17 protein-coding genes and 2 riboswitches are annotated in these 17,701 nt (G+C 70.1%); of the genes, 8 read left to right on the plus strand and 9 right to left on the minus strand.

From position 1 onward, the window contains the following. Positions 1-176: 176 nt before the first annotated feature. Both IG194_RS24640 and IG194_RS24645 read left to right on the plus strand, forming a co-directional pair. Complete coding sequence (locus IG194_RS24640) at positions 177-497, plus strand: class I SAM-dependent methyltransferase (protein ID WP_058489013.1); 321 nt, start codon at positions 177-179, stop codon at positions 495-497. 276 nt (positions 498-773) lie between these two features. Further along, entirely contained in the window at positions 774-2,156 is a 1,383-nt protein-coding gene (locus tag IG194_RS24645) for an amino acid permease (RefSeq protein ID WP_064987612.1), read from the plus strand. Positions 2,157-2,367: 211 nt separating this feature from the next. On the opposite strand, the gene IG194_RS24650 is transcribed toward IG194_RS24645, so the two are convergent. Together IG194_RS24650 and IG194_RS24655 are read right to left on the minus strand one after the other, a co-directional pair. Further along, complete coding sequence (locus tag IG194_RS24650) at positions 2,368-4,326, minus strand: M48 family metallopeptidase (RefSeq protein ID WP_058489015.1); 1,959 nt, start codon at positions 4,324-4,326, stop codon at positions 2,368-2,370. 15 nt (positions 4,327-4,341) lie between these two features. Then, positions 4,342-4,938 carry a LemA family protein gene (locus IG194_RS24655; RefSeq protein WP_058489016.1) on the minus strand — a complete coding sequence of 199 codons (597 nt, stop codon included), beginning with the start codon at positions 4,936-4,938 and terminating at the stop codon, positions 4,342-4,344. Positions 4,939-5,081: 143 nt separating this feature from the next. Then, a riboswitch (cobalamin riboswitch) is annotated at positions 5,082-5,288 on the plus strand. A 92-nt stretch (positions 5,289-5,380) separates the two neighbouring features. Between IG194_RS24655 and IG194_RS24660 the strand changes: the two genes are divergently transcribed. From IG194_RS24660 to IG194_RS24670, 3 genes are read left to right on the plus strand one after another with little or no spacing between them, the layout of a single operon-like run. Continuing rightward, positions 5,381-7,330: a TonB-dependent receptor plug domain-containing protein gene (locus tag IG194_RS24660; protein WP_141679778.1), complete on the plus strand. Its 1,950-nt coding sequence runs from the start codon at positions 5,381-5,383 to the stop codon at positions 7,328-7,330. A 7-nt stretch (positions 7,331-7,337) separates the two neighbouring features. Continuing rightward, positions 7,338-8,045, plus strand: a complete 708-nt coding sequence (locus IG194_RS24665; protein ID WP_058489017.1) for a (2Fe-2S) ferredoxin domain-containing protein — start codon at positions 7,338-7,340, stop codon at positions 8,043-8,045. Then, positions 8,042-8,947, plus strand: a complete 906-nt coding sequence (locus IG194_RS24670) for an ABC transporter substrate-binding protein (RefSeq protein ID WP_058489018.1) — start codon at positions 8,042-8,044, stop codon at positions 8,945-8,947. The genes IG194_RS24665 and IG194_RS24670 overlap by 4 nt, the downstream gene beginning before the upstream one ends. A 6-nt stretch (positions 8,948-8,953) precedes the next feature. Here IG194_RS24670 and IG194_RS24675 read toward each other — a convergent pair whose 3' ends face one another. The 7 genes from IG194_RS24675 to IG194_RS24705 form a co-directional block, all read right to left on the minus strand. Continuing rightward, entirely contained in the window at positions 8,954-9,979 is a 1,026-nt protein-coding gene (locus IG194_RS24675; RefSeq protein ID WP_058489019.1) for a spore coat protein U domain-containing protein, read from the minus strand. 15 nt (positions 9,980-9,994) lie between these two features. Beyond that, the gene (locus tag IG194_RS24680; RefSeq protein WP_058489020.1) at positions 9,995-12,376 is read right to left on the minus strand and encodes a fimbria/pilus outer membrane usher protein; all 2,382 of its coding nucleotides are present in this window, start codon (positions 12,374-12,376) and stop codon (positions 9,995-9,997) included. 3 nt (positions 12,377-12,379) lie between these two features. Further along, a complete protein-coding gene (locus IG194_RS24685; protein WP_058070116.1) occupies positions 12,380-13,126 on the minus strand; it encodes a molecular chaperone in 747 nt (248 codons plus the stop codon). A 19-nt stretch (positions 13,127-13,145) separates the two neighbouring features. Further along, positions 13,146-13,691 (minus strand): spore coat U domain-containing protein, encoded by a 546-nt coding sequence (locus IG194_RS24690; RefSeq protein ID WP_009618968.1) that lies wholly within the window; start codon positions 13,689-13,691, stop codon positions 13,146-13,148. Between the two features lie 49 nt (positions 13,692-13,740). Beyond that, positions 13,741-14,274 (minus strand): spore coat U domain-containing protein, encoded by a 534-nt coding sequence (locus IG194_RS24695; protein ID WP_009618970.1) that lies wholly within the window; start codon positions 14,272-14,274, stop codon positions 13,741-13,743. 270 nt (positions 14,275-14,544) lie between these two features. Further along, the gene (locus IG194_RS24700) at positions 14,545-15,303 is read right to left on the minus strand and encodes a CbtA family protein (protein ID WP_058489022.1); all 759 of its coding nucleotides are present in this window, start codon (positions 15,301-15,303) and stop codon (positions 14,545-14,547) included. A 17-nt stretch (positions 15,304-15,320) separates the two neighbouring features. Next, positions 15,321-15,536, minus strand: a complete 216-nt coding sequence (locus tag IG194_RS24705; RefSeq protein ID WP_043267075.1) for a CbtB domain-containing protein — start codon at positions 15,534-15,536, stop codon at positions 15,321-15,323. A 58-nt stretch (positions 15,537-15,594) separates the two neighbouring features. Then, positions 15,595-15,658, minus strand: a riboswitch (cobalamin riboswitch). Between the two features lie 72 nt (positions 15,659-15,730). Between IG194_RS24705 and IG194_RS24710 the strand changes: the two genes are divergently transcribed. Genes IG194_RS24710 through IG194_RS24720 form a run of 3 tightly spaced genes read left to right on the plus strand, consistent with a single transcriptional unit; the run spans position 15,731 to position 17,585 of the window. Next, positions 15,731-16,279, plus strand: coding sequence for a histidine phosphatase family protein (locus IG194_RS24710; protein ID WP_058489023.1), 549 nt, complete (start codon positions 15,731-15,733; stop codon positions 16,277-16,279). Between the two features lie 49 nt (positions 16,280-16,328). Continuing rightward, a complete protein-coding gene (locus IG194_RS24715; protein WP_009618981.1) occupies positions 16,329-16,742 on the plus strand; it encodes a VOC family protein in 414 nt (137 codons plus the stop codon). Positions 16,743-16,760: 18 nt separating this feature from the next. Further along, on the plus strand, positions 16,761-17,585 hold the full coding sequence (locus IG194_RS24720; protein WP_058489024.1) for an aldo/keto reductase: 825 nt from the start codon (positions 16,761-16,763) through the stop codon (positions 17,583-17,585). The last annotated feature ends 116 nt before the right edge of the window (positions 17,586-17,701 follow it).

Consider the following 17,701-nt stretch of genomic DNA (forward strand, 5'->3'; position numbering starts at 1 on the left):
CTGGAACCACCCCTTTCTCTCGGCACGGACTAGCCCCCTCTCCCTTCAGGGAGAGGGCTGGGGAGAGGGTACGGAGTCCATCGAAAGCACCGTAGCCACCAGCAGAACACCCTTCGCGAGCAAGCTCGCTCCTACAACCTAAAATGGAATCTTCCCTTTCCCCTCGGACCCCCACCATGCCCGACAACCCCACCCGCATCCGCCACAGCTGGGACAGCAACGCCGGCGCCTGGACCCGCGCAGTACGCGAGCAGCGCATCGACAGCCGCCGCCTGGCCACCGACGAGGCCATCGTCCGCGCCGTGCTGGAAGGTTCGCCGCATCGTGTGCTGGACATCGGCTGCGGCGAAGGCTGGCTGTGCCGGGTGCTGGAGGCCCAGGGCTGCGAAGTGGTGGGCATCGACGCCTCGCCAGCCCTGATCGAGGCTGCGCGTCAGGCCGGCGAAGGGCAGTACGAGGTGCTGAGCCAGGCCGAGCTGGTGGGCGAGGCTGGGTAAGCCTTTGGTCTCGTTCGCACCATAAGGGGGCAGACGCCCCGGCAATCTTGTGCAACACTCCGCGGCGACCTCAGTGGTTCACTCCCGCAATGCCCACGTCCGCTCCACAAGGGCGGGCAGCCTCTTCCGGTGTGCAGTCCCGGAAGGCCCCAGACGAATCCTCCCCGTGCCCACCGGCGCGGCGGCGGCGCTTTTTCCGTCGCGGGCCTTCCTCATCCCGATTGCGCTTCGAGTCGCCGCTGATATACCCAACAACAAAATCGAGGTTGCACCATCATGTCGTCCCACGATCTCCAACGGGATCTCAACGAGCGGCACATCCGTCTCATGGCCCTCGGCGCCTGCATCGGCGTCGGCCTGTTCCTCGGCTCCGCCAAGGCCATCCAGATGGCCGGCCCGGCCATCATGCTCTCCTACATCATCGGCGGCCTGGCCATCCTGGTCATCATGCGCGCCCTCGGCGAAATGGCCGTGCACAACCCGGTGGCCGGCTCCTTCGCCCGCTACGCCCAGGACTATCTCGGCCCGCTGGCCGGCTACCTGACCGGCTGGAACTACTGGTTCCTGTGGCTGGTGACCTGCGTCGCCGAGATCACCGCGGTGGCCATCTACATGGGCATCTGGTTCCCCGAGGTGCCGCGCTGGATCTGGGCCCTGGCGGCCCTGGCGAGCATGGGCACCATCAACCTGATCGCGGTGCGCGCCTTCGGCGAGTTCGAGTTCTGGTTCGCCCTGATCAAGGTCGTCACCATCCTCGCGCTGATCCTGGTGGGCGGCGGCATGATCGTCTTCGGCCTGGGCAACGGCGGCGTGGCCACCGGCATTTCCAACCTGTGGAGCAACGGCGGCTTCATGCCCCATGGCATCACCGGCGTGCTGATGTCGCTGCAGATGGTGATGTTCGCCTACCTGGGCGTGGAGATGATCGGCCTCACCGCCGGCGAGGCGAAGAACCCGCAGAAGACCATCCCGGGCGCGATCAACTCGGTGTTCTGGCGCATCCTGCTGTTCTACGTCGGCGCGCTCTTCGTGATCATGTCGATCTACCCGTGGAGCGAGATCGGCACCCAGGGCAGCCCCTTCGTGATGACCTTCGAGCGCCTGGGCATCAAGACCGCCGCCGGCATCATCAACTTCGTGGTGATCACCGCCGCGCTGTCTTCCTGCAACGGCGGCATCTTCAGCACCGGGCGCATGCTCTACAGCCTGGCCCAGCACGGCCAGGCGCCGGCGGTCTTCGCCAAGACCTCCAGGGGCGGCGTGCCGCGCAATGCGCTGATCCTGTCCATAGTCGCGCTGCTGTTCGGCGTGCTGCTGAACTACCTGGTGCCGGAGAAGGTGTTCACCTGGGTGACCTCCATCGCCACCTTCGGCGCCATCTGGACCTGGGCCATGATCCTGCTGGCGCAGCTGAAGTTCCGCCGCGGCCTGAGCCCGGCCGAGGCCGGCAAGCTGCAGTTCCGCATGTGGCTGTACCCGCTGAGCTCCTACCTGGCCATGGCCTTCCTGGTGCTGGTGGTGGCGCTGATGGCGTTCTTCGAGGACACCCGCATCGCCCTCTACATCGGCCCGGCCTTCCTGGTCCTGCTGGTGGTGCTGTACCGCGTGTTCGACCTGGCGCCCAAGGGCGAGCAGGGCGCGGTCGCCAGCGGCGCGTGAGCGTAGCGGTGAAATGACAAAGGGCCTCTTCGGAGGCCCTTTTCTTTTGTGTGGCGAATCGCGGACGGAGAGGAAACTCCATGCCTCACGACAACTGTAGGAGCGGGCCCTGCCCGCGAAATCGCGCGCAGGGCGCGCTCCTACATGGGAATGGCGCGGGTGGGGCAGCGTAGGAGCGGATCTTATCCGCGAATCGCGCCGGAACCTCCGGCTATCGCGGACAGAGTCCGCTCCTACGAAAAGCCGTATCCGCCAGCAACGGCGGCATCGGGCAATCGAGGATGTCGGCCACCGCGCGCAGCAGTTCCGCCTCGGCCACGCTGATGCGCCCGTCGTATTCGCCGCAGCGGACCATGGCCTTGAGCAGCTGCGGTTTCTGCAATGGGCGCAGTTGCGCCAGGCGCCGCAGCGCCGCTTCCAGCTCGCGCAGGGTGCCGGCCTGCGGCGGCTGCCGCACGGCGAAGGGCAGGCTGGCCCAGGCCTGGGCGAAGGCCTGTTCGGCATGGGCCGCTTCGGCTCCGTCGACGCCGGCGAGGAAGGCCAGCAGGACCGCCGCCTCGTCGCCCAGTTCGGCCAGCGGCAGGTTGCCGATGCGCGCCGGGGCCGGGCGCAGGTTGCGTTCGACGATGCGCAGCAGCGTCCACTCCAGCAGCTTCACCCGGCGGTCGGCCTTGATCAGCAGCGCCATGTTGCCCAGCAGGCTCGTCACCTGGGTGGCGTCCAGCTGCTTCAGCGCCGGCATGGCCAGGTCCAGCAGAGGCAGGCGCTGGCCCGGATCGAGGGCGTGCAGGTGCTCCTCCAGGCGGTCGAACTGGAAGGCCACGCCCAGCTCCAGGCGCGGCTTGAGCAGTTGCAATTGCTGGGCGCGGGCCAGCGCTTCGGCGTCCAGCAACAGGCCGTAGACCAAGGCCTGCGCGCCATCGACCTTGTGCGCCGCCGTCCGCAGGCTTTCATCCAGCCGCTGCAGGGTGTGCCGCGCTTGCTCCAGGTGCGCCCCGGCCGGCTCGCCGATGGCCTCGACCGACGCCAATGCAGCGCCCGAGGGGTAGCCGCGCAGGGCGGCGTTCCAGGTCTCGCGGTCCACCAGCGGGGTGTCCAGGCGCGGCTCCAGCTTCGAGTAGAGGCCGTCCCAGCCCGGCTCGATGCGGCGGATGCGCGCCTCCAGCGGCGGGTGGGTGGCCAGGCCGAACCAGTGGTTGGCCAGGCCGTCGCTGAAGTACAGGTGGCTGAACTCGGCGCGGTGCAGGGCGCCGAGCAGCGAGCCGTAGCCGCCGACCTTCTTCAGCGCCCCGGCGATGCTGGCCGGGTTGCGGGTGAACTGCACGGCGGAGGCGTCGGCGAGATATTCGCGCTGGCGGTTCACCGCGGCCTTGATCAGGCTGCCGAAGAAGGTCCCGACCGAGCCCAGCCCCCACAGGCACAGGCCGGCGACGAAGGCCAGCGCGATGAAGCCCAGGGCCGAGCCGGAGCCGCTGTCATTGCCGGCGTTGCTGCGCTGCATGCGGATGCGCGCCACGTCGTCGGCGCGGTGGCTGTCCCACAGGCCGCGGACCATGGTCTCGCCGATCAGGCCCAGCAGCAGGATGCCGTGCAGCAGCGCCACCAGGCGGGTGTTCAGGCGCATGTCGCCGTGGTGGATGTGGCTGAACTCGTGGGCGATCACCCCCTGCAGCTCGTCGCGGCTGAGCAGGGCGATGGTCCCGCGGGTGACGCCGATGACCGCGTCGCGCGGCGTCAGGCCGGCGGCGAAGGCGTTGATGCCGCTGTCCTCCAGCAGGTACACCGGCGGCACCGGGGTGCCCGAGGCGATGGCCATTTCCTCGACCACGTTGAGCACCCGGCGCTCATCGGCGTCGCGGGCGTCCAGGTTGATCAGCCGGCCGCCCAGGCGCTCGGCCACGGCGCGGCCGCCCAGGCGCAGCTGGCGGTGCTTGTACCAGGCGCCGACCACCACCACGCCGACCACCACCAGCGCCACCCACAGGTAGAGTTCGAGGTCGGGCAGGCGCTGCGGCGAGGTCCAGTGGCTGGCGGGCTCGCCGATGTGGCGCCAGAGCCAGCCCAGGACCAGGCTGGTGAGCGTCACCAGGCAGGCCACCGCCGCGGCCAGGAGCAGGATCAGCCGGCCGGTCTGGCGGCGGGCGCGGTCCTGGTGCTGGAAGAAGTTCATCGCGCGCACCGCCCGTCAGAAGGCGATCTTGGGTGCGTCCTGGATCTGTTTGCTGTCGGCGAACTCCAGCTGCGCGACCTCGGCCTTGTGGCCGAAGTTCGCCGCCAGCACCACGGCGGGGAACGACTGGCGGTAGGCGTTGTACTCCATCACCGCGTCGTTGTAGGCCTGACGGGCGAAGGCCACCTTGTTCTCGGTGCTCGACAGCTCCTCGGTGAGCTGCTGCAGGTTCTGCGAGGCCTTGAGGTCCGGGTAGGCCTCCATGGTCACGTTGAGCCGCCCCAGCGCGCCGCCCAGGGCGCCCTCGGCGTTGGCCAGCTGGGCCAGGCCGGCGGCGGCGCCGGGCTGGCTGGCGGCGGCCTTGAGCCCGGCCACCGCGGCATTGCGCGCGGCGATCACCGCCTCCAGGGTTTCCCGTTCGTGCCTGAGGTAGGCCTTGGCGGTTTCCACCAGGTTGGGGATCAGGTCGTAGCGCCGCTTGAGCTGCACCTCGATCTGCGCGAAGGCGTTGCGGTAGCGGGCGCGCAGGTTCACCAGGCGGTTGTAGATGGCGATGACGCCGAAGAACAGCACGGCGAGGACGAGCAGGGTGACCAGGGAGGAAACCGACATGGGAGGTCCTTTTCGAGCGTCGGGAAAGGTCCGCCGATGATAGCGGAAAGCTTCCACGGCGGAAGGAAAGGCATCACGGGCTGTGCCCGGAAGCGGAAGCATGCTGTAAAGGGCTGCCCTTGACGCCCCGTCGCACCAATGATCAGATGCGGGCCGTTCCAGGTGCCTCACGCCGCCGTGCGTGAGGTGAAACGGGAAGCCGGTGCGTCGCCCTTGGCGATCAGTCCGGCGCTGCCCCCGCAACGGTAAGCGAGCGGGGCATCCACGAGGCCACTGTGCTCAGGCATGGGAAGGCGGATGCTCCAGAACCCTCGCAAGCCCGGAGACCGGCCTGGAGCGTTGTTGGCAAACCCGCGGTGGGCGGGCGTGAGCCGGATTCCGGACGCGCTCGCGCCGGAACTCGCTGCGCCGCCTGCGAAATTCCCGTTTCGAGGCGATCACCTTGCACTTCCCTTCTTCCGAATCCGCACTTCGGCTTGCCCCCTGGCTCGCCGGCCTGTGCCTGAGCCCCTGCCTGAACGCCGAGCCCCTGGGCCTGCGCGATGAAATCGTCAGCGCCCCTTCGGTGGAGTCCACCACCGTCGCCGAGATGGCCCGCTACGGCAGCAAGCTCGAAGTCATCGAGCGCGAGCAGATCGAGCGCGCCGGCCCCAGCGCCGACATCACCCGCGTGCTGCAGATGTACGTGCCGGGCCTGTTCGTGGCGCCGAAGAACGGTCCCTTCGACTACGGCACCTACTCGCTGCTGGGCGGGCGCAACGACGACACCTTGATCCTGCTCGACGGCGTGCGCCTGAACAACCGCCTGTACGGCGGCCTCTACCTGGACACCCTGCCGACCACCGCGGTGGAGCGCATCGAGGTGCTCAAGGGCGGCCAGGGCCTGCTGTTCGGCACCCAGGCGGTGTCCGGGGTGATCAACATCGTCACCCGCAGCGCACGCAGCCGCGAGGCTTCCGGCGAGGTCAACCTGGGCCTGGACAGCTTCCGCGGGCGCAACGGCGATGCGAGGGTGGAGAAGGTGCTGGAGAACGGCCTGGGCGACCTCGGCCTGCTGGCCTACGTCAGCCACAACCGCTCCGACGGCTACAAGCCGTTCCGCGAACAGGACATGACCGCCACCGTCAGCGACAAGCGCCGCTCCTACGACGTCAACGTGTTCGGCGCCAAGGCCATCCAGGCTTTCGGCGACAGCTCGCGCCTGGAGCTGTTCTACCAGTACGCCGACGCCGACCTGGACTTCGCCCGCCCGGCGGACAACCACCACACCAGCAACGACCGCATCCAGCAGATCGCCACGGCGACCTTCGAGCAGCGCCTGAACGACGACTTCAGCTGGTTCGCCAAGGCCCACCTGAACGACTGGGACACCCGCTACACGCGCATCTACAACCTCGCCGGCGGCGGCACCCGCACGCTCAACCACAACGACTACTGGGGCTTTACCGACTGGGGCGCGCAGCTGGAGGGCAAGGCGCGCCTGGCCGGCGGCCACGAGCTGGTCTTCGGCAGCGACAACCAGTGGTACAAGGGCCAGGACGACGTGCTGGTCATCGACAACGACAAGGCCGAGTCCCACGCCCTGTACGCGCAGTTGCGCCCGCAGCTGGACCTGCTGCCGAACTGGCACCCCAGCCTGGGCGTGCGCCGCGAGGAAATGAGCGGCGGCGAGGGCGCCACCGTGTGGATGCTCACCTCGCTCTACGACCTCAGCGACCAGCTCAAGCTGCGCGGCCAGCTGGGCACCGCCTTCAAGCTGCCCAACGCCGAGCAGCTGTTCGTCAACGAGCCGGGCAGCGAGATCGGCAACCGCGACCTCAAGCCTGAGCGCAGCCGCAACGCCGAGCTGGGCCTGGACTACAGCGGCGCGCTGTTCGGCCAGCCCTGGAGCGGCAGCGTCACCATCTTCCGCCGCGAGATAAAGGACCTCATCACCCTGGCCGGCGACCAGTGGGTGAACGGCGACGGCGAGATCGAGGTGCGCGGCATCGAGGCCAACGGCCAGTGGCGGCTGGGTGAGCACTGGCAACTGGACGCCGACGCCACCCGCAACCTGGTGGACACCCGCGAGGGCGTGACCGTGAACAACATCCCGCACTTCTTCGCCCGCACCCGCCTGGGCTACGACCAGGCCCCGTGGGGCTTCGGCATGGCGCTGCGCTACGTCGGCTCCATCGTCAGCCCCCAGGGCGACGACTACGGCCACTACAGGGTGCTCGACGGCGACGCCTACCGCTACCTGGACGGCGCCCGCCGTCACCGCCTGAGCCTGCTGCTGGAGAATCTGCTGGACCGCGACTACGCCACCAGCCGCACCACCAACGGCATCCGCCAGGTGGACAACCTGGGCCGCCCGCGCACCGCCGAGCTGCGCTACACCTTCAGCTTCTGAGGTGGCCATGGACCAGGCGCTGCTGATCGTCGGCCCCCTCGCGGGCGCCCAGGGCGAGGCCTTGCGCGCCGAGCTGGCGGCAACCCACCGTGCCGTGACGCTGGTCGATACCAGCGACGGCTTCGATGCCCTGTGGCCGGCCATCCGCACGCACCTGCAAGCGGGCAGGGCGCTGCTGCTGGTGGATATGGAACCGGCCAGCGACGGCGCCTACCTCGACTGGCTGCGCGGCGAGGTGGCGCAGCTGGCCGGCGACTTTCCCCAGGCGCCGTGCCCGCGGCTGACCGCCTCCGCCCTCGGCCGCCGTGGCCTGGACGCCCGGCTGGTCGGCGCGGCCATCGACGACGGCCGCCAGCAATTGGAATGCCGCGCCGTCGGCCCGGTGCCGGAACAACCGGACTGGTCGGCGCCGCCGCCGCACAAGCGCCAGGTGTTCCTCTGCACCGGCCCGCGCTGTGTGCGCCGCGGCGCCTTGCCCTTGTGGAAGTCGCTGCGCCGCGAACTGGCCAGGCGCGAGCTGATCGAAACCGCCGAAGGCGTGCTGCTGACCCGCACCGGTTGCCAGTTCCCGTGCAATCGCGGGCCGCTGCTGACGGTCTACCCGGATCGTTGCTGGTATGGCGTGCATGACGAGGCCCAGGTGCTGCGGGTGGTGGAGCAGCACCTGGCGGGCGGCGAGCCGGTGGCCGAACTGCTGATCGAGGGCGCGCCATGAAAGGCTTCGCCCTGCTGCTGGGGCTGTTGGTGGCGGCGTCGGCCCTGGCCGCCGAGGACTACCGCAACTGCGGCGAGACCTGGCACCTGGCCAAGGCGCCCGAGCGCATCCTCGCGCTCAACCAGCATGCCGCCGACCTGCTGCTGGAACTGGGCGCCGGGGAGCGGCTGGCGGGCGTGGCCTATCTGGACGACCCGGGGCCGCAGTTGCAGGGCGACCGCTACCGCGGCGTGCCCGTGGTGTCGGCGCGCTATCCGTCCACCGAACTGCTCTATGCGTTGCGCCCGGACCTGGTGGTGGGCGGCTTCGCCACGGCCTTCGACCCCGGGCGCGGGCGCGCCGAACTGGCCGCCGCCGGGATCGCCAGCTACCTGCTGGAGGCGGCCTGTGCTCAGCGCACGGGAGATGGCTTCGGCAACGTGCGCGACGACCTGCGCACCCTGGGCCGGCTGCTCGGCGCCGAGCCACGGGCCCAGGCGCTGATCGACGCCCAGCAGGCCGACCTGCGCGCGGCGGCTGCCAGGGCTGACGGCCGCGCGCCGCTGCGGGTGTTCTACCTCGACAGCAGCGACGGCGGCCTGGCCAGCCAGGGCGGGCGCGGCTTTGTCAGCGAGCTGCTGCGCGCCGCCGGGGCGCGCAACCTGTTCGAGGCGGTAGCGCTGCGCGGCTACCTGGCCAGTCCCGAGACGCTGCTCGCGGGCGACCCGGACGTGATCCTGCTGGCCGATGCGCGCTGGTCGCCGGCGGCGGAGAAGGTCCGCTACCTGCGCGCGCACCTGCTGCTCTCGCGGCTGCGCGCGGTGCGCGAAGGGCGCTTCGTGACGTTGCCGTTCAGCCAGTTGGTGCCGGGCGTGGAAAGCGGCCGCGCGGCGCGGTCGCTGGCCGAGGCCCTGTATCCCTGAGCACGCTCAGAAGCGCACATCCACCACCACGCTGTCGCTGTAGGTGCCGGCTGGCGGCGTGGGCTGGTCGGGAAGGATTTCCGCGCGGTAGTCGAAGCCCTGGTAGGTGAGGCCGTCGAGGCTGCCGGGGTTCAGTTCGGCGCTGCTGCTGGGGCGCCTTTCAGTGCCCGCAGAGCCCCAGCGCTCGCTGCCGCTGCTCGACTTGTACAGCTCGTAGGCCAGGCGGTTGCCGCCGCTGGCCATGTGCCGCTGGCCGCCGCTGGCGTTGACGCCGTCGCTCAGGCCGACGTCGTAGCTCGTGCCCTTGGAGCAGCGCACCTGGATGCGCTGCTGCACCGGGCGGAAGCCGGCGATCAGCGGCGCGCTGCCGAAGTTCACGGCGGGCGCGTTGAGCTGGCAGTCGCGGCGGACCTGCACCGTCAGTTGCAGGCTGGTGAGCACGCCCGTGCCCCAGTCGGTCGGCGCCGAGGTGCAGACTTCCAGCAGGCAGCCGCCGCTTACGCCGGGCGTGATGTCCCAGCCGGGGAAATAGCAGGCGCCCAGCACCCGGCCGGCCACGCAGATGCGCCAGTGCCAGCGCAGCTGGATGGTGGCGGTATAGGTGCCGGGCGCCACGTTGGCCGGGCGCAGGCGGGCGTGCAGGGGGAATTGCGAGACGTCCGGCGTGCCGCCGGGAAACGGGAAGCGGGAATAGTCGTAGAACAGGCCCTGCTGCAGGCGCTGGGTCAGGCCGGCGTCGCCGTACAGCTCGAAGGGGATGGTGTCGCCCGTGGCGGCGTTGCGCAGCACGCCGCCGTTGAGGTTCTCCGGGAGCAGGCGTATCCAGTTCTCGCGGATCGGATAGCCCTTGAGGCTGCATTGGGCGCCGCCGGAGAGCTGCCTGGCCGGGGCCCCGTTGGCGATGGTCATCGAGCCGTGGGTGCCGAAGCTCGCGTTGCCGGGGTTGGGCTTGCATTGCTCGGTCACGGTATGGGCCAGGCCGGTGAGTGGCGCCAGGGCCAGGAGGGGGAGCAGGTAGCGCGGTATGGTCATGGTCGACTCCGGGGTTCAGCGGCAGGGCAACGGGCCCAGCTGCGCCAGTTCTTCGGCCTGCGGGTCGAGGTCGAAGACCAGGCTGCAGGCCTGGCCGTCGGGCAGGCTTACGCGCAGGCGGTTGTGCGCCTGCAGGTGTTCCAGGTAGACCAGCCCGTCCCAGCCCATGGGCACCGGCGGGCCACCGTTGACGCGGGCCTGGGCGCCGATCGGCAGCGGCCGGCCGTGGCTGTCGTGCAGCAGCAGGCTGGCGGCCAGCACCCGCTGCAGCGGGAAGCGCAGCAGGTAGCCGCTGCCGGAGCGCACCGCCACGCGCTGCTCCACCAGCGGCGCCACGACGTTGGAGGCCAGGCCCAGCGGGTCGATCTCGTACTTGCCGGCGTAGTAGGCGCTGCTCCAGGGCACCAGCAGGTGGCCGTCGGCGTTGGTGTGGCCAACCAACTGGTTCTCGTAGCGCACCGGAACGCCGGCCTGGCCGTCGGTGCTGACCAGCACGAAGGCGTCGTGCACGCGGTTGGCGGGGAACAGCGCGCCGTCCATCCAGGCCAGCGAACCGCTGGCGTCGGCCCAGTGGGTCTGCTCCCGCGCGCTGCCATAGACGCCGCCCTGGAGCTGCAGGCGGTCGCCGCGCCAGTTCAGCGCGGCATGGCGCCAGTCGTCGGCCCGGCCGTTGTCGACGTAGCCGAGGTTCCAGCCGAAACCGCCCTCGCTGGGCGCCGACTCGCTGTAGTCGACGCGGCGGCTGCCGTCCCCGCTGGCGCTGCGTTCGACGCCGACGCTGAGGGTGCCGCGCAGGTCGAACGGCACCACCAGTTGCACGGCGCTGCTCCATTTGCCGTTGCCCAGCTCGCGGTTGGCGGACAGGTAGAGGCTGGCATCGCCCCACAGCGGCCGGCTCCAGGACAGGTTGAGCAGGCGGGTGCGGCTGCCGTCGCCGGCCTCGACGTCGAAATAGCCGGCGCCCAGGCTGCCCCAGTCGTCCAGCGTCACGCTGGCGGTGGCCTGGGTGCTGCTGCGGCTGGGGCGTAGGCGCCAGTAGCGGTCATCGTCGTCGTCCTGGCGGCGCCGGGGGCGCTGCCGGGTGTCGTCGTAGCGGGCCAGGTCGCTGTAGTCGGCATCGCGCTGCAGGCGTTGCACGGTGAAGCTGAAGCGCCGCGCGTTGTACTGGTAGCCGAAGCTCAGTTGCCGTCCGCCGTCGCCGCCGTGCTGGCCGTGGCTGATGGCGCCGTTGAGCACGCCCAGGGTGCCCAGGCGCAGCATGCCGCCCAGGCCGGCCTGGGCGAGGCCGGCGGCGGCTTCGGCCTGGGCCTCCAGGGTGAAGGTGTCGCTCAGGCCGTGGCGCAGGGCGCCGGTGAAGGCGCCTGGCCCGTAGGCGAAGTTGTCCTGGCCATAGCCGCGCCGGAGGTTGCCCAGGCCCAGGGAGAAGTCGCTCAGGCCCGGGCGCAGCAGGTCGCTGCTGACGTAGAAGGGCACGCTGGTGGAGATCTGGCGGCCCAGGGCGTCGGTGGTCTGCAGCACCGCCTGGCCGGCGCCGTTGATGTAGGGCAGGTTGCCGATGCTGAAGGGGCCGGGCTGCAGTTCGAAGCGGCCGTTGCGGTAGCCGTCGATGAACAGGTCCAGGGTGCTGGGCAACGCCGCTTCGCCGGCGAAGCGCGGCAGCGGGTAGGTCAGCACGTCGGGGCGGATGGCGAAGTTGCGCGACAACTGCAGCCCGCCCAGGCGCACCGGCGTGCTCCAGGCCAGGGAGCGGCTGACCAGGTCGCCGGCCTCGTAGGTCAGCAGGCGTTCCTCGTCGTCGTAGCGCCAGTTGCTGTCGTAGCGCAGGTAGCGGCTGGGCTGTGCCGAACCGTCATGGACCTGCTGGTAGACGCCGCTGTGGCTGAAGACGCCGAAGCCGCCGAACAGGCGCAGGTCGGCCCAGGCCGTGCTCGTATCCTGGCCGCGTCGCGGGCTGCTGGCGTAGAACTGGTAGTTGAGCAGAGCGCCGAAGCTGCTGCGTGCCGGCACGTAGCCGGTGGCGCGCGCCTGGCCGAGCTGCTGCTCGGGCAACCACTGCGGCGGCACCTGCAGCAGCAGGCGCTGGCTGGCGGCCTCGTAGCGCACCTCGACGCCGGGCAGGCCGCCGACATCGACCTGGCCGCCGCGCGGCACCGGCAGGCCGGCCGCGCGCAGGTCGGCGGCCTCGACCCAGAAGCGGCCCTGGCGCAACGTCACCGCCACCACCTGGCCGCTCGTGCGCAGGTTCACCAGCAGCTCCAGGTAGAGTTGCTGGTCGTCGGACAGGGCGCCCGCATCCCGGGGCGGCGGTGGCAGCGGCGCACTCGACAGGCGTTCCGCCTCGAACAGCAGGGTGGCGCCGGTGAGCAGCGGCAGCCAGGGGCGCGTCTGCCTGCCCATGCTTCAGGGCGCCGCGGCGGGAATCTCGCCGCGCACGCCATTGATCTCGGCCCACAGGCGCCCGCCGCTGGCGGGCTTGCGCGGCATTGGCCAGCGCATGGCGCTGCCGGCCAGCACGTAGCCGAGCAGGTCGTCGCCCACCGGCAGGGTACCGTCGCCCTGTTCGATGGCCGCCCGCGTCAGGCGGACATGCACCGCGCCGCGGTTGCGCACCTCCAGGTAGGTGCGGCCGCCTTCGTCGACCAGGCGCCAGTCCAGCCGTGCGGCCGTCGCGTCCTTCGCGCCGAGCCCGTCGCCGTAGAGGAACAGCGGCACCGAATAGCGCAGCTGGAAGCGGATGTCGCTGCCCTCGGCCGCTGGCTGCTGGGCCTGCGGCGCGGGAATCTCGTCGATGACGATGCGGTAGGCGCGCTCGCTGCCGGGGGCGGTCGGCGCCAGGCGGGTGAGGCGCACCAGTTGCCTGGCCCCCGCCGGGATGCGCAGCATCGGCGGGCTGCCGACCACCTCGCGCTGCGCCTGGAAGTGCTCCTCGCCGCCGGCCTGGCTCCAGGCGAAGATGCGCAGTTGCAACTGGGCCGGCTCGGCGCCGCGGTTTTCCAGCCAGAGCGCGCTGGCCCGCTGGTCGTGTTCCAGCACCGGGTCGATCGGCCAGATCAGGATCGAGCTGGCGGCGCGGGCCGTGGCGGCCGGCAGGGCGAGGGCGGCGAGCAGGGCCGCGACGAAGCGCAGGCGGGTATCGGGCAAGGGCATCACGGGGCTCCTGGCGCGCTCACCATGACAGGGTCACGGTGAGCCGGTCCTGGTAACGCCCGGCGGACTGGTTGCCGGGCAACTGGAGGGCGGCATGGATCGGCAGGCGGATGTCGTCGGGGTTGCCGTAGTCGATGCTCAGGTTGCCGCCGATGGGGATTTCCCGGCTGAGGCCGGCATCGGCGTACAGGCGATAGGCCAGCCGCGCGTTGCCCGCGCCAAGGTGGCGCAGGCCACCGGTGGCGTGCTGGCCGCCATCGACCGTCATACGCAGGGCGATGCCGGGGGTGCAGGCGAGAGTGATGGCGCCATTGGGCGTCAGCTGGGCGCCGATCCTGGCCGTGGAAGTGGCCGGATGGCGGCCGAAGTCCAAGCGGCCGAGGTTGCCCAGGTTGCCGCCGTTGCCGGGCGGCGCATGGTTGACCAGGCAGCCCTGGGTAACGCTGGCGGAGACGCGGAAGCCGGCCCGGGTGGCGGCATCGCTGCCCGGCGCCTGCAGCAGGCTGGCTAGCAGCAGGGCCAGCCCGGTCGCCGCGGCGCGAGGCAGCAGGTGAGGAAGCGTCATGGCGGGGAAGGACCGGCCGGTTTCGCCCTGGGCGATTGCGGCAGCGGCCTCAGAATTCCAGGGTGAGGGTCAGCGTGTCCCTGTAGACGCCGCTGCCCTTGGCGTTGGCGTTCGGTGCGATGGTGCCGTAGATCGGCACATCCACGGCCTTGCCGTCGGCGGGAACCCTGAAGGTTGCCCCTCTGTTGATGACATAGGGGCTCTTGCCGGCGGAGTCCCGGTACAGCAAGTAGCTGACCGTGTCGGTGCCGCTGCCGTTGAGCAGTGAGCGGTCACCGCGCAGGCCGCCGTCGATGATGACATTGAAGAAAGTGGTGACCGGGTCGCAGGTGACCTGAAGGCTGTTGCCGTCCGGGCCGGCCAGGCGTGCCTTGAGCGCGCGGGTCCAGGTCGGGCTGGTCCGGGGGAAGTTGAGCGTACCGAAGTTGAGGATGCCTTCGCTGGAGGCGCTGCCCTGGGTCACCTGGCAGCCTTTGGAAACCTCCAGGACGACACCCACCTGGCCCTTGATGTCCGCCGCGGCCTGGCTCAGGGGCAGGGCGAAGGCGGTGGCTAGGACGTACTTGAGCTTGTGATGCGGCATGGTCTTGGCCTCGCTAAGGGAATTGCGGAAATTTTCCCCAGGAATGACCAAGTCGAACTATCTGAAACTGCTGCTGGGTTCGTAGGCTTATTCGCCAGATCGAGAAGGTGTTTTTTGTAGGCCGATGTAGGCCTTGCAGGCCTCAAGAATCGACGGCTTTGTCTACAGTGCCGATGGGGGAGGGTGTCTGGAAAAAGCGGGGAGATGGTGGGGTAGGAAAGCGGGTCCCGATGACGGGACCCGCGGCGGAAAATGGCTGGCCGGAGGCGGTCAGGCCTTTCCTATGAGCGATTGACTCAGCGGCCGGGATTCGATCCACCAGCCGAACACCAGCCCGACGGTGCTCCAGAGGATCGCCTGGATGCCCAGGGACACCAGGCGGAACTGCCACAGCAGGTCGGCCGGGAAGTCCGCCGGCACTTCGCGCACCGCCGGGAACAGCAGGCCGGCGACGGCGCAGATGCCCAGGTACACGGCGATGCCGGCGACGGCGCCGGTCCAGGCGCCGTGCTCGGCGAGCAGGCGGCGGCCCAGGTTCAGCGAGATGACGGCGGCGGCGATGGACAGCGCGATCATCAGGAAGAACAGCGCGGTGCGCTGGCGGATGCTCTCCGGGTCGCCCACCGACGGCGGGTTGGCCGGGTATTTCAGGCTCGGCACCAGGTACAGGGCGACGAAGGCCGCCAGGGCCAGCAGGGCGCTCAGCGCGCGCGGGCTCAGGCGCCCGGTGCGGCCCAGGCCGTAGGCGAACACCAGGGCGAACAGCCCGCCCATGGCGGCGCCGTAGACCACCACGCCGGTGAGCAGGCCGAAGCTGGCCTGGACCTCGCGGCTGACCAGCTCTTCCTCGTGGTCGTGGGCGGCGCCGCCGCTGGTGGCTTCCTCGGCCTCGTGCAGGGCCGACATCTGTTCTTCGAAGGCGATGGCGCGGTCCACCTGGGGCTCGCCGAAGACGAAGGCGAACGCGAAGACGATCAGGCCCGCCAGGACGCCGACGAGCATCCCGCGCAGCAGGAGTTTTCCAGTCATGTCAGGGTGTCCCCGGGTCAGTGGCAGGGGAAGCCCAGCAGGTGGCGGCCGTCGTGGACGAATTCGTGCACGTACATGCCCTTGAACATCGAGGTGGCGCCCTGTTCGGCGCCGACGAAGTACAGCGCCAGGAGCAGCAGCAGGCCGCCGAAGATGGCCCAGGGCAGCAGCTCGGAAAGCGGGATGACGGGGAGCGATGTGCCGGTATCGGCGTGGGTGGCTGAATGAGCCATGGAAACCTCCTAGGATTGCGCGTCCTGAAACGGTTGGCGGTTCGTTTTGTGGGGAAGGGTCTGACTCTCGGTGCCGGGACCGAATACAGTGGCGCGACCGTGCCGGGTTTTCACCGGCTTCCTTCCAAGTAACAAAGTGCTACGAGAGCGTCGGGCAGTGTAAACCCCGGCGCCTGCGAATGGGAGAGAATTCGATGCCGAGCCGCCTGAGCTTCGTCTGCCACGGGCGCACCGCCGCCCAGCGCCAGGGCTGCTTCGCCCAGGCCGACGAGCCATTGGAGCCGGGCCAGGACGAACGCCTGGCCGAGCGTCGCGCCGGGCTCAAGGCGCCGCGCCGGGTGCTCTGCGCCCCCGAGCTGCGCGCCCGGCAGACCGCCGCCGCCTGGGGCGCCGAGCCGCAGCTGGTGGAAGCCCTGCGCGACTGCGACTACGGCGCCTGGCGCGGACAAAGCCTGGAGGCCCTTCAGGCCACGGCAGCGCAGGACCTGGCCGCCTGGCTGACGGACCCCGTCGCCGCGCCCCACGGCGGCGAATCCCAGGTGCAGTTGTGCGAGCGCGTGGGCGCCTGGCTCGATGCCTTCGACGAGGACGGCCACTTCATCGTCGTCAGCCATCCCGCGGTGCTGCGCGCCGCCGCGCTGCACGTGCTGCGGGCCGATGCGGCGGCGTTCAACGCCATCGACGTCGAACCGCTGGGCGTGCTGCGCCTGGTCCGCAACGGCCGCTGGCGCCTGCGCCTGTGACGGGGCGCGGTCTATGCTGTGTGGGCCCCAGCGCCACGAGGAGACCGCCATGGCCAGCCATCCCCGCCTGATCCCCTGCCTGCGCTACCGCGACGCGCCGGCGGCCATCCAATGGTTGTGCGACACCTTCGGCTTCGTCCGCCAACTGGTGGTGGACGACGGCGAAGGCGGCGTGGCCCATGCCCAGCTGTGCCTGCCCGACGGCAGCGGCATGCTGATGCTGGGCTCGGCGGTGGACAACGAGTATGGCCGGCTGATGCGCCGGCCCGAGGACGTCGGCGGCTGCACCCAGAGCCTGTACCTGCTGGTGCCCGACGCCGAGGCCCTGTACCGCCGCGCGCTGGACGCCGGCGCGCGGATGGTCATCGACATCCGCGACGAGGACTACGGCGGCCAGGGTTTCACCTGCCGCGACCCCGAGGGCCACGTGTGGAGCTTCGGCACCTACGACCCCTGGCATTGAACGAAGAAGGAGCAAGGCATGAAAGAGGTGGTATTCGCCGATGGCGCCTACGTCCCGGCCATCGGCCAGGGCACCTGGCGTCTGGGCGAGGACAGGGCGGCGCGCAAGCGCGAGGTGGCGGCCCTGCGCGAAGGCATCGAGCTGGGCCTGACGCTGATCGACACCGCCGAGATGTACGGCGAGGGCGGCTCGGAAGAGGTGGTCGGCGAAGCCATCCGCGGCCTGCGCGAGCAGGTCTTCCTGGTCAGCAAGGTCTACCCGCACAACGCCAGCGCCCGCGGCGTGCCGGCGGCCTGCGAGCGCAGCCTGAAGCGCCTGGGCACCGACTGCCTGGACCTCTACCTGCTGCACTGGCGCGGCCAGTACCCACTGGAGGAAACCGTCGAGGCCTTCGAACGCCTGCGCCAGGACGGCAAGATTCGCCGCTGGGGCGTCTCCAACTTCGACCTCGACGACATGCGGGAACTGGGCGCCCTGCACTGCGCCACCAACCAGGTGCAATACAGCCTGGAAGAACGCGGCATCGAATGGGACCTGCTGCCCTGGTGCCAGGAACAGCGCATGCCGCTGATGGCCTACTGCCCGGTGGGCCAGGGCGGCCGCCTGCTGCGCAACGCCACCCTGCGCGAAGTGGCCGAACGCCACGGCGCCACTCCGGCGCGGGTGGCCCTGGCGTGGCTGATCCGCCAGGAAGGGGTGATCGTCATTCCCAAGGCGGTGGAGGCTGTGCATGTCCGCGACAATGCGGCGGCGCTGCAGCTGCGGCTGGATGGGGAGGACCTGGCGAAGCTGGACGCGGCCTTCCCGCCGCCGCGGCGCAAGATGCACCTGGCGGTGGTTTGAGGCTGTCCGTGCTTTTGGCTTTCCGGCTTTCTGGCTTTCAGCTTTCAGCTTTCAGCTTTCAGCTTTCAGCTTTCGGCTTTTCGTAAGCGAGTTTGCTCGCGAATGGTGTTTGCCGG

The organism is Pseudomonas sp. ADPe, assembly GCF_014843515.1.
Classification (GTDB): Bacteria; Pseudomonadota; Gammaproteobacteria; order Pseudomonadales; family Pseudomonadaceae; genus Pseudomonas; species Pseudomonas citronellolis.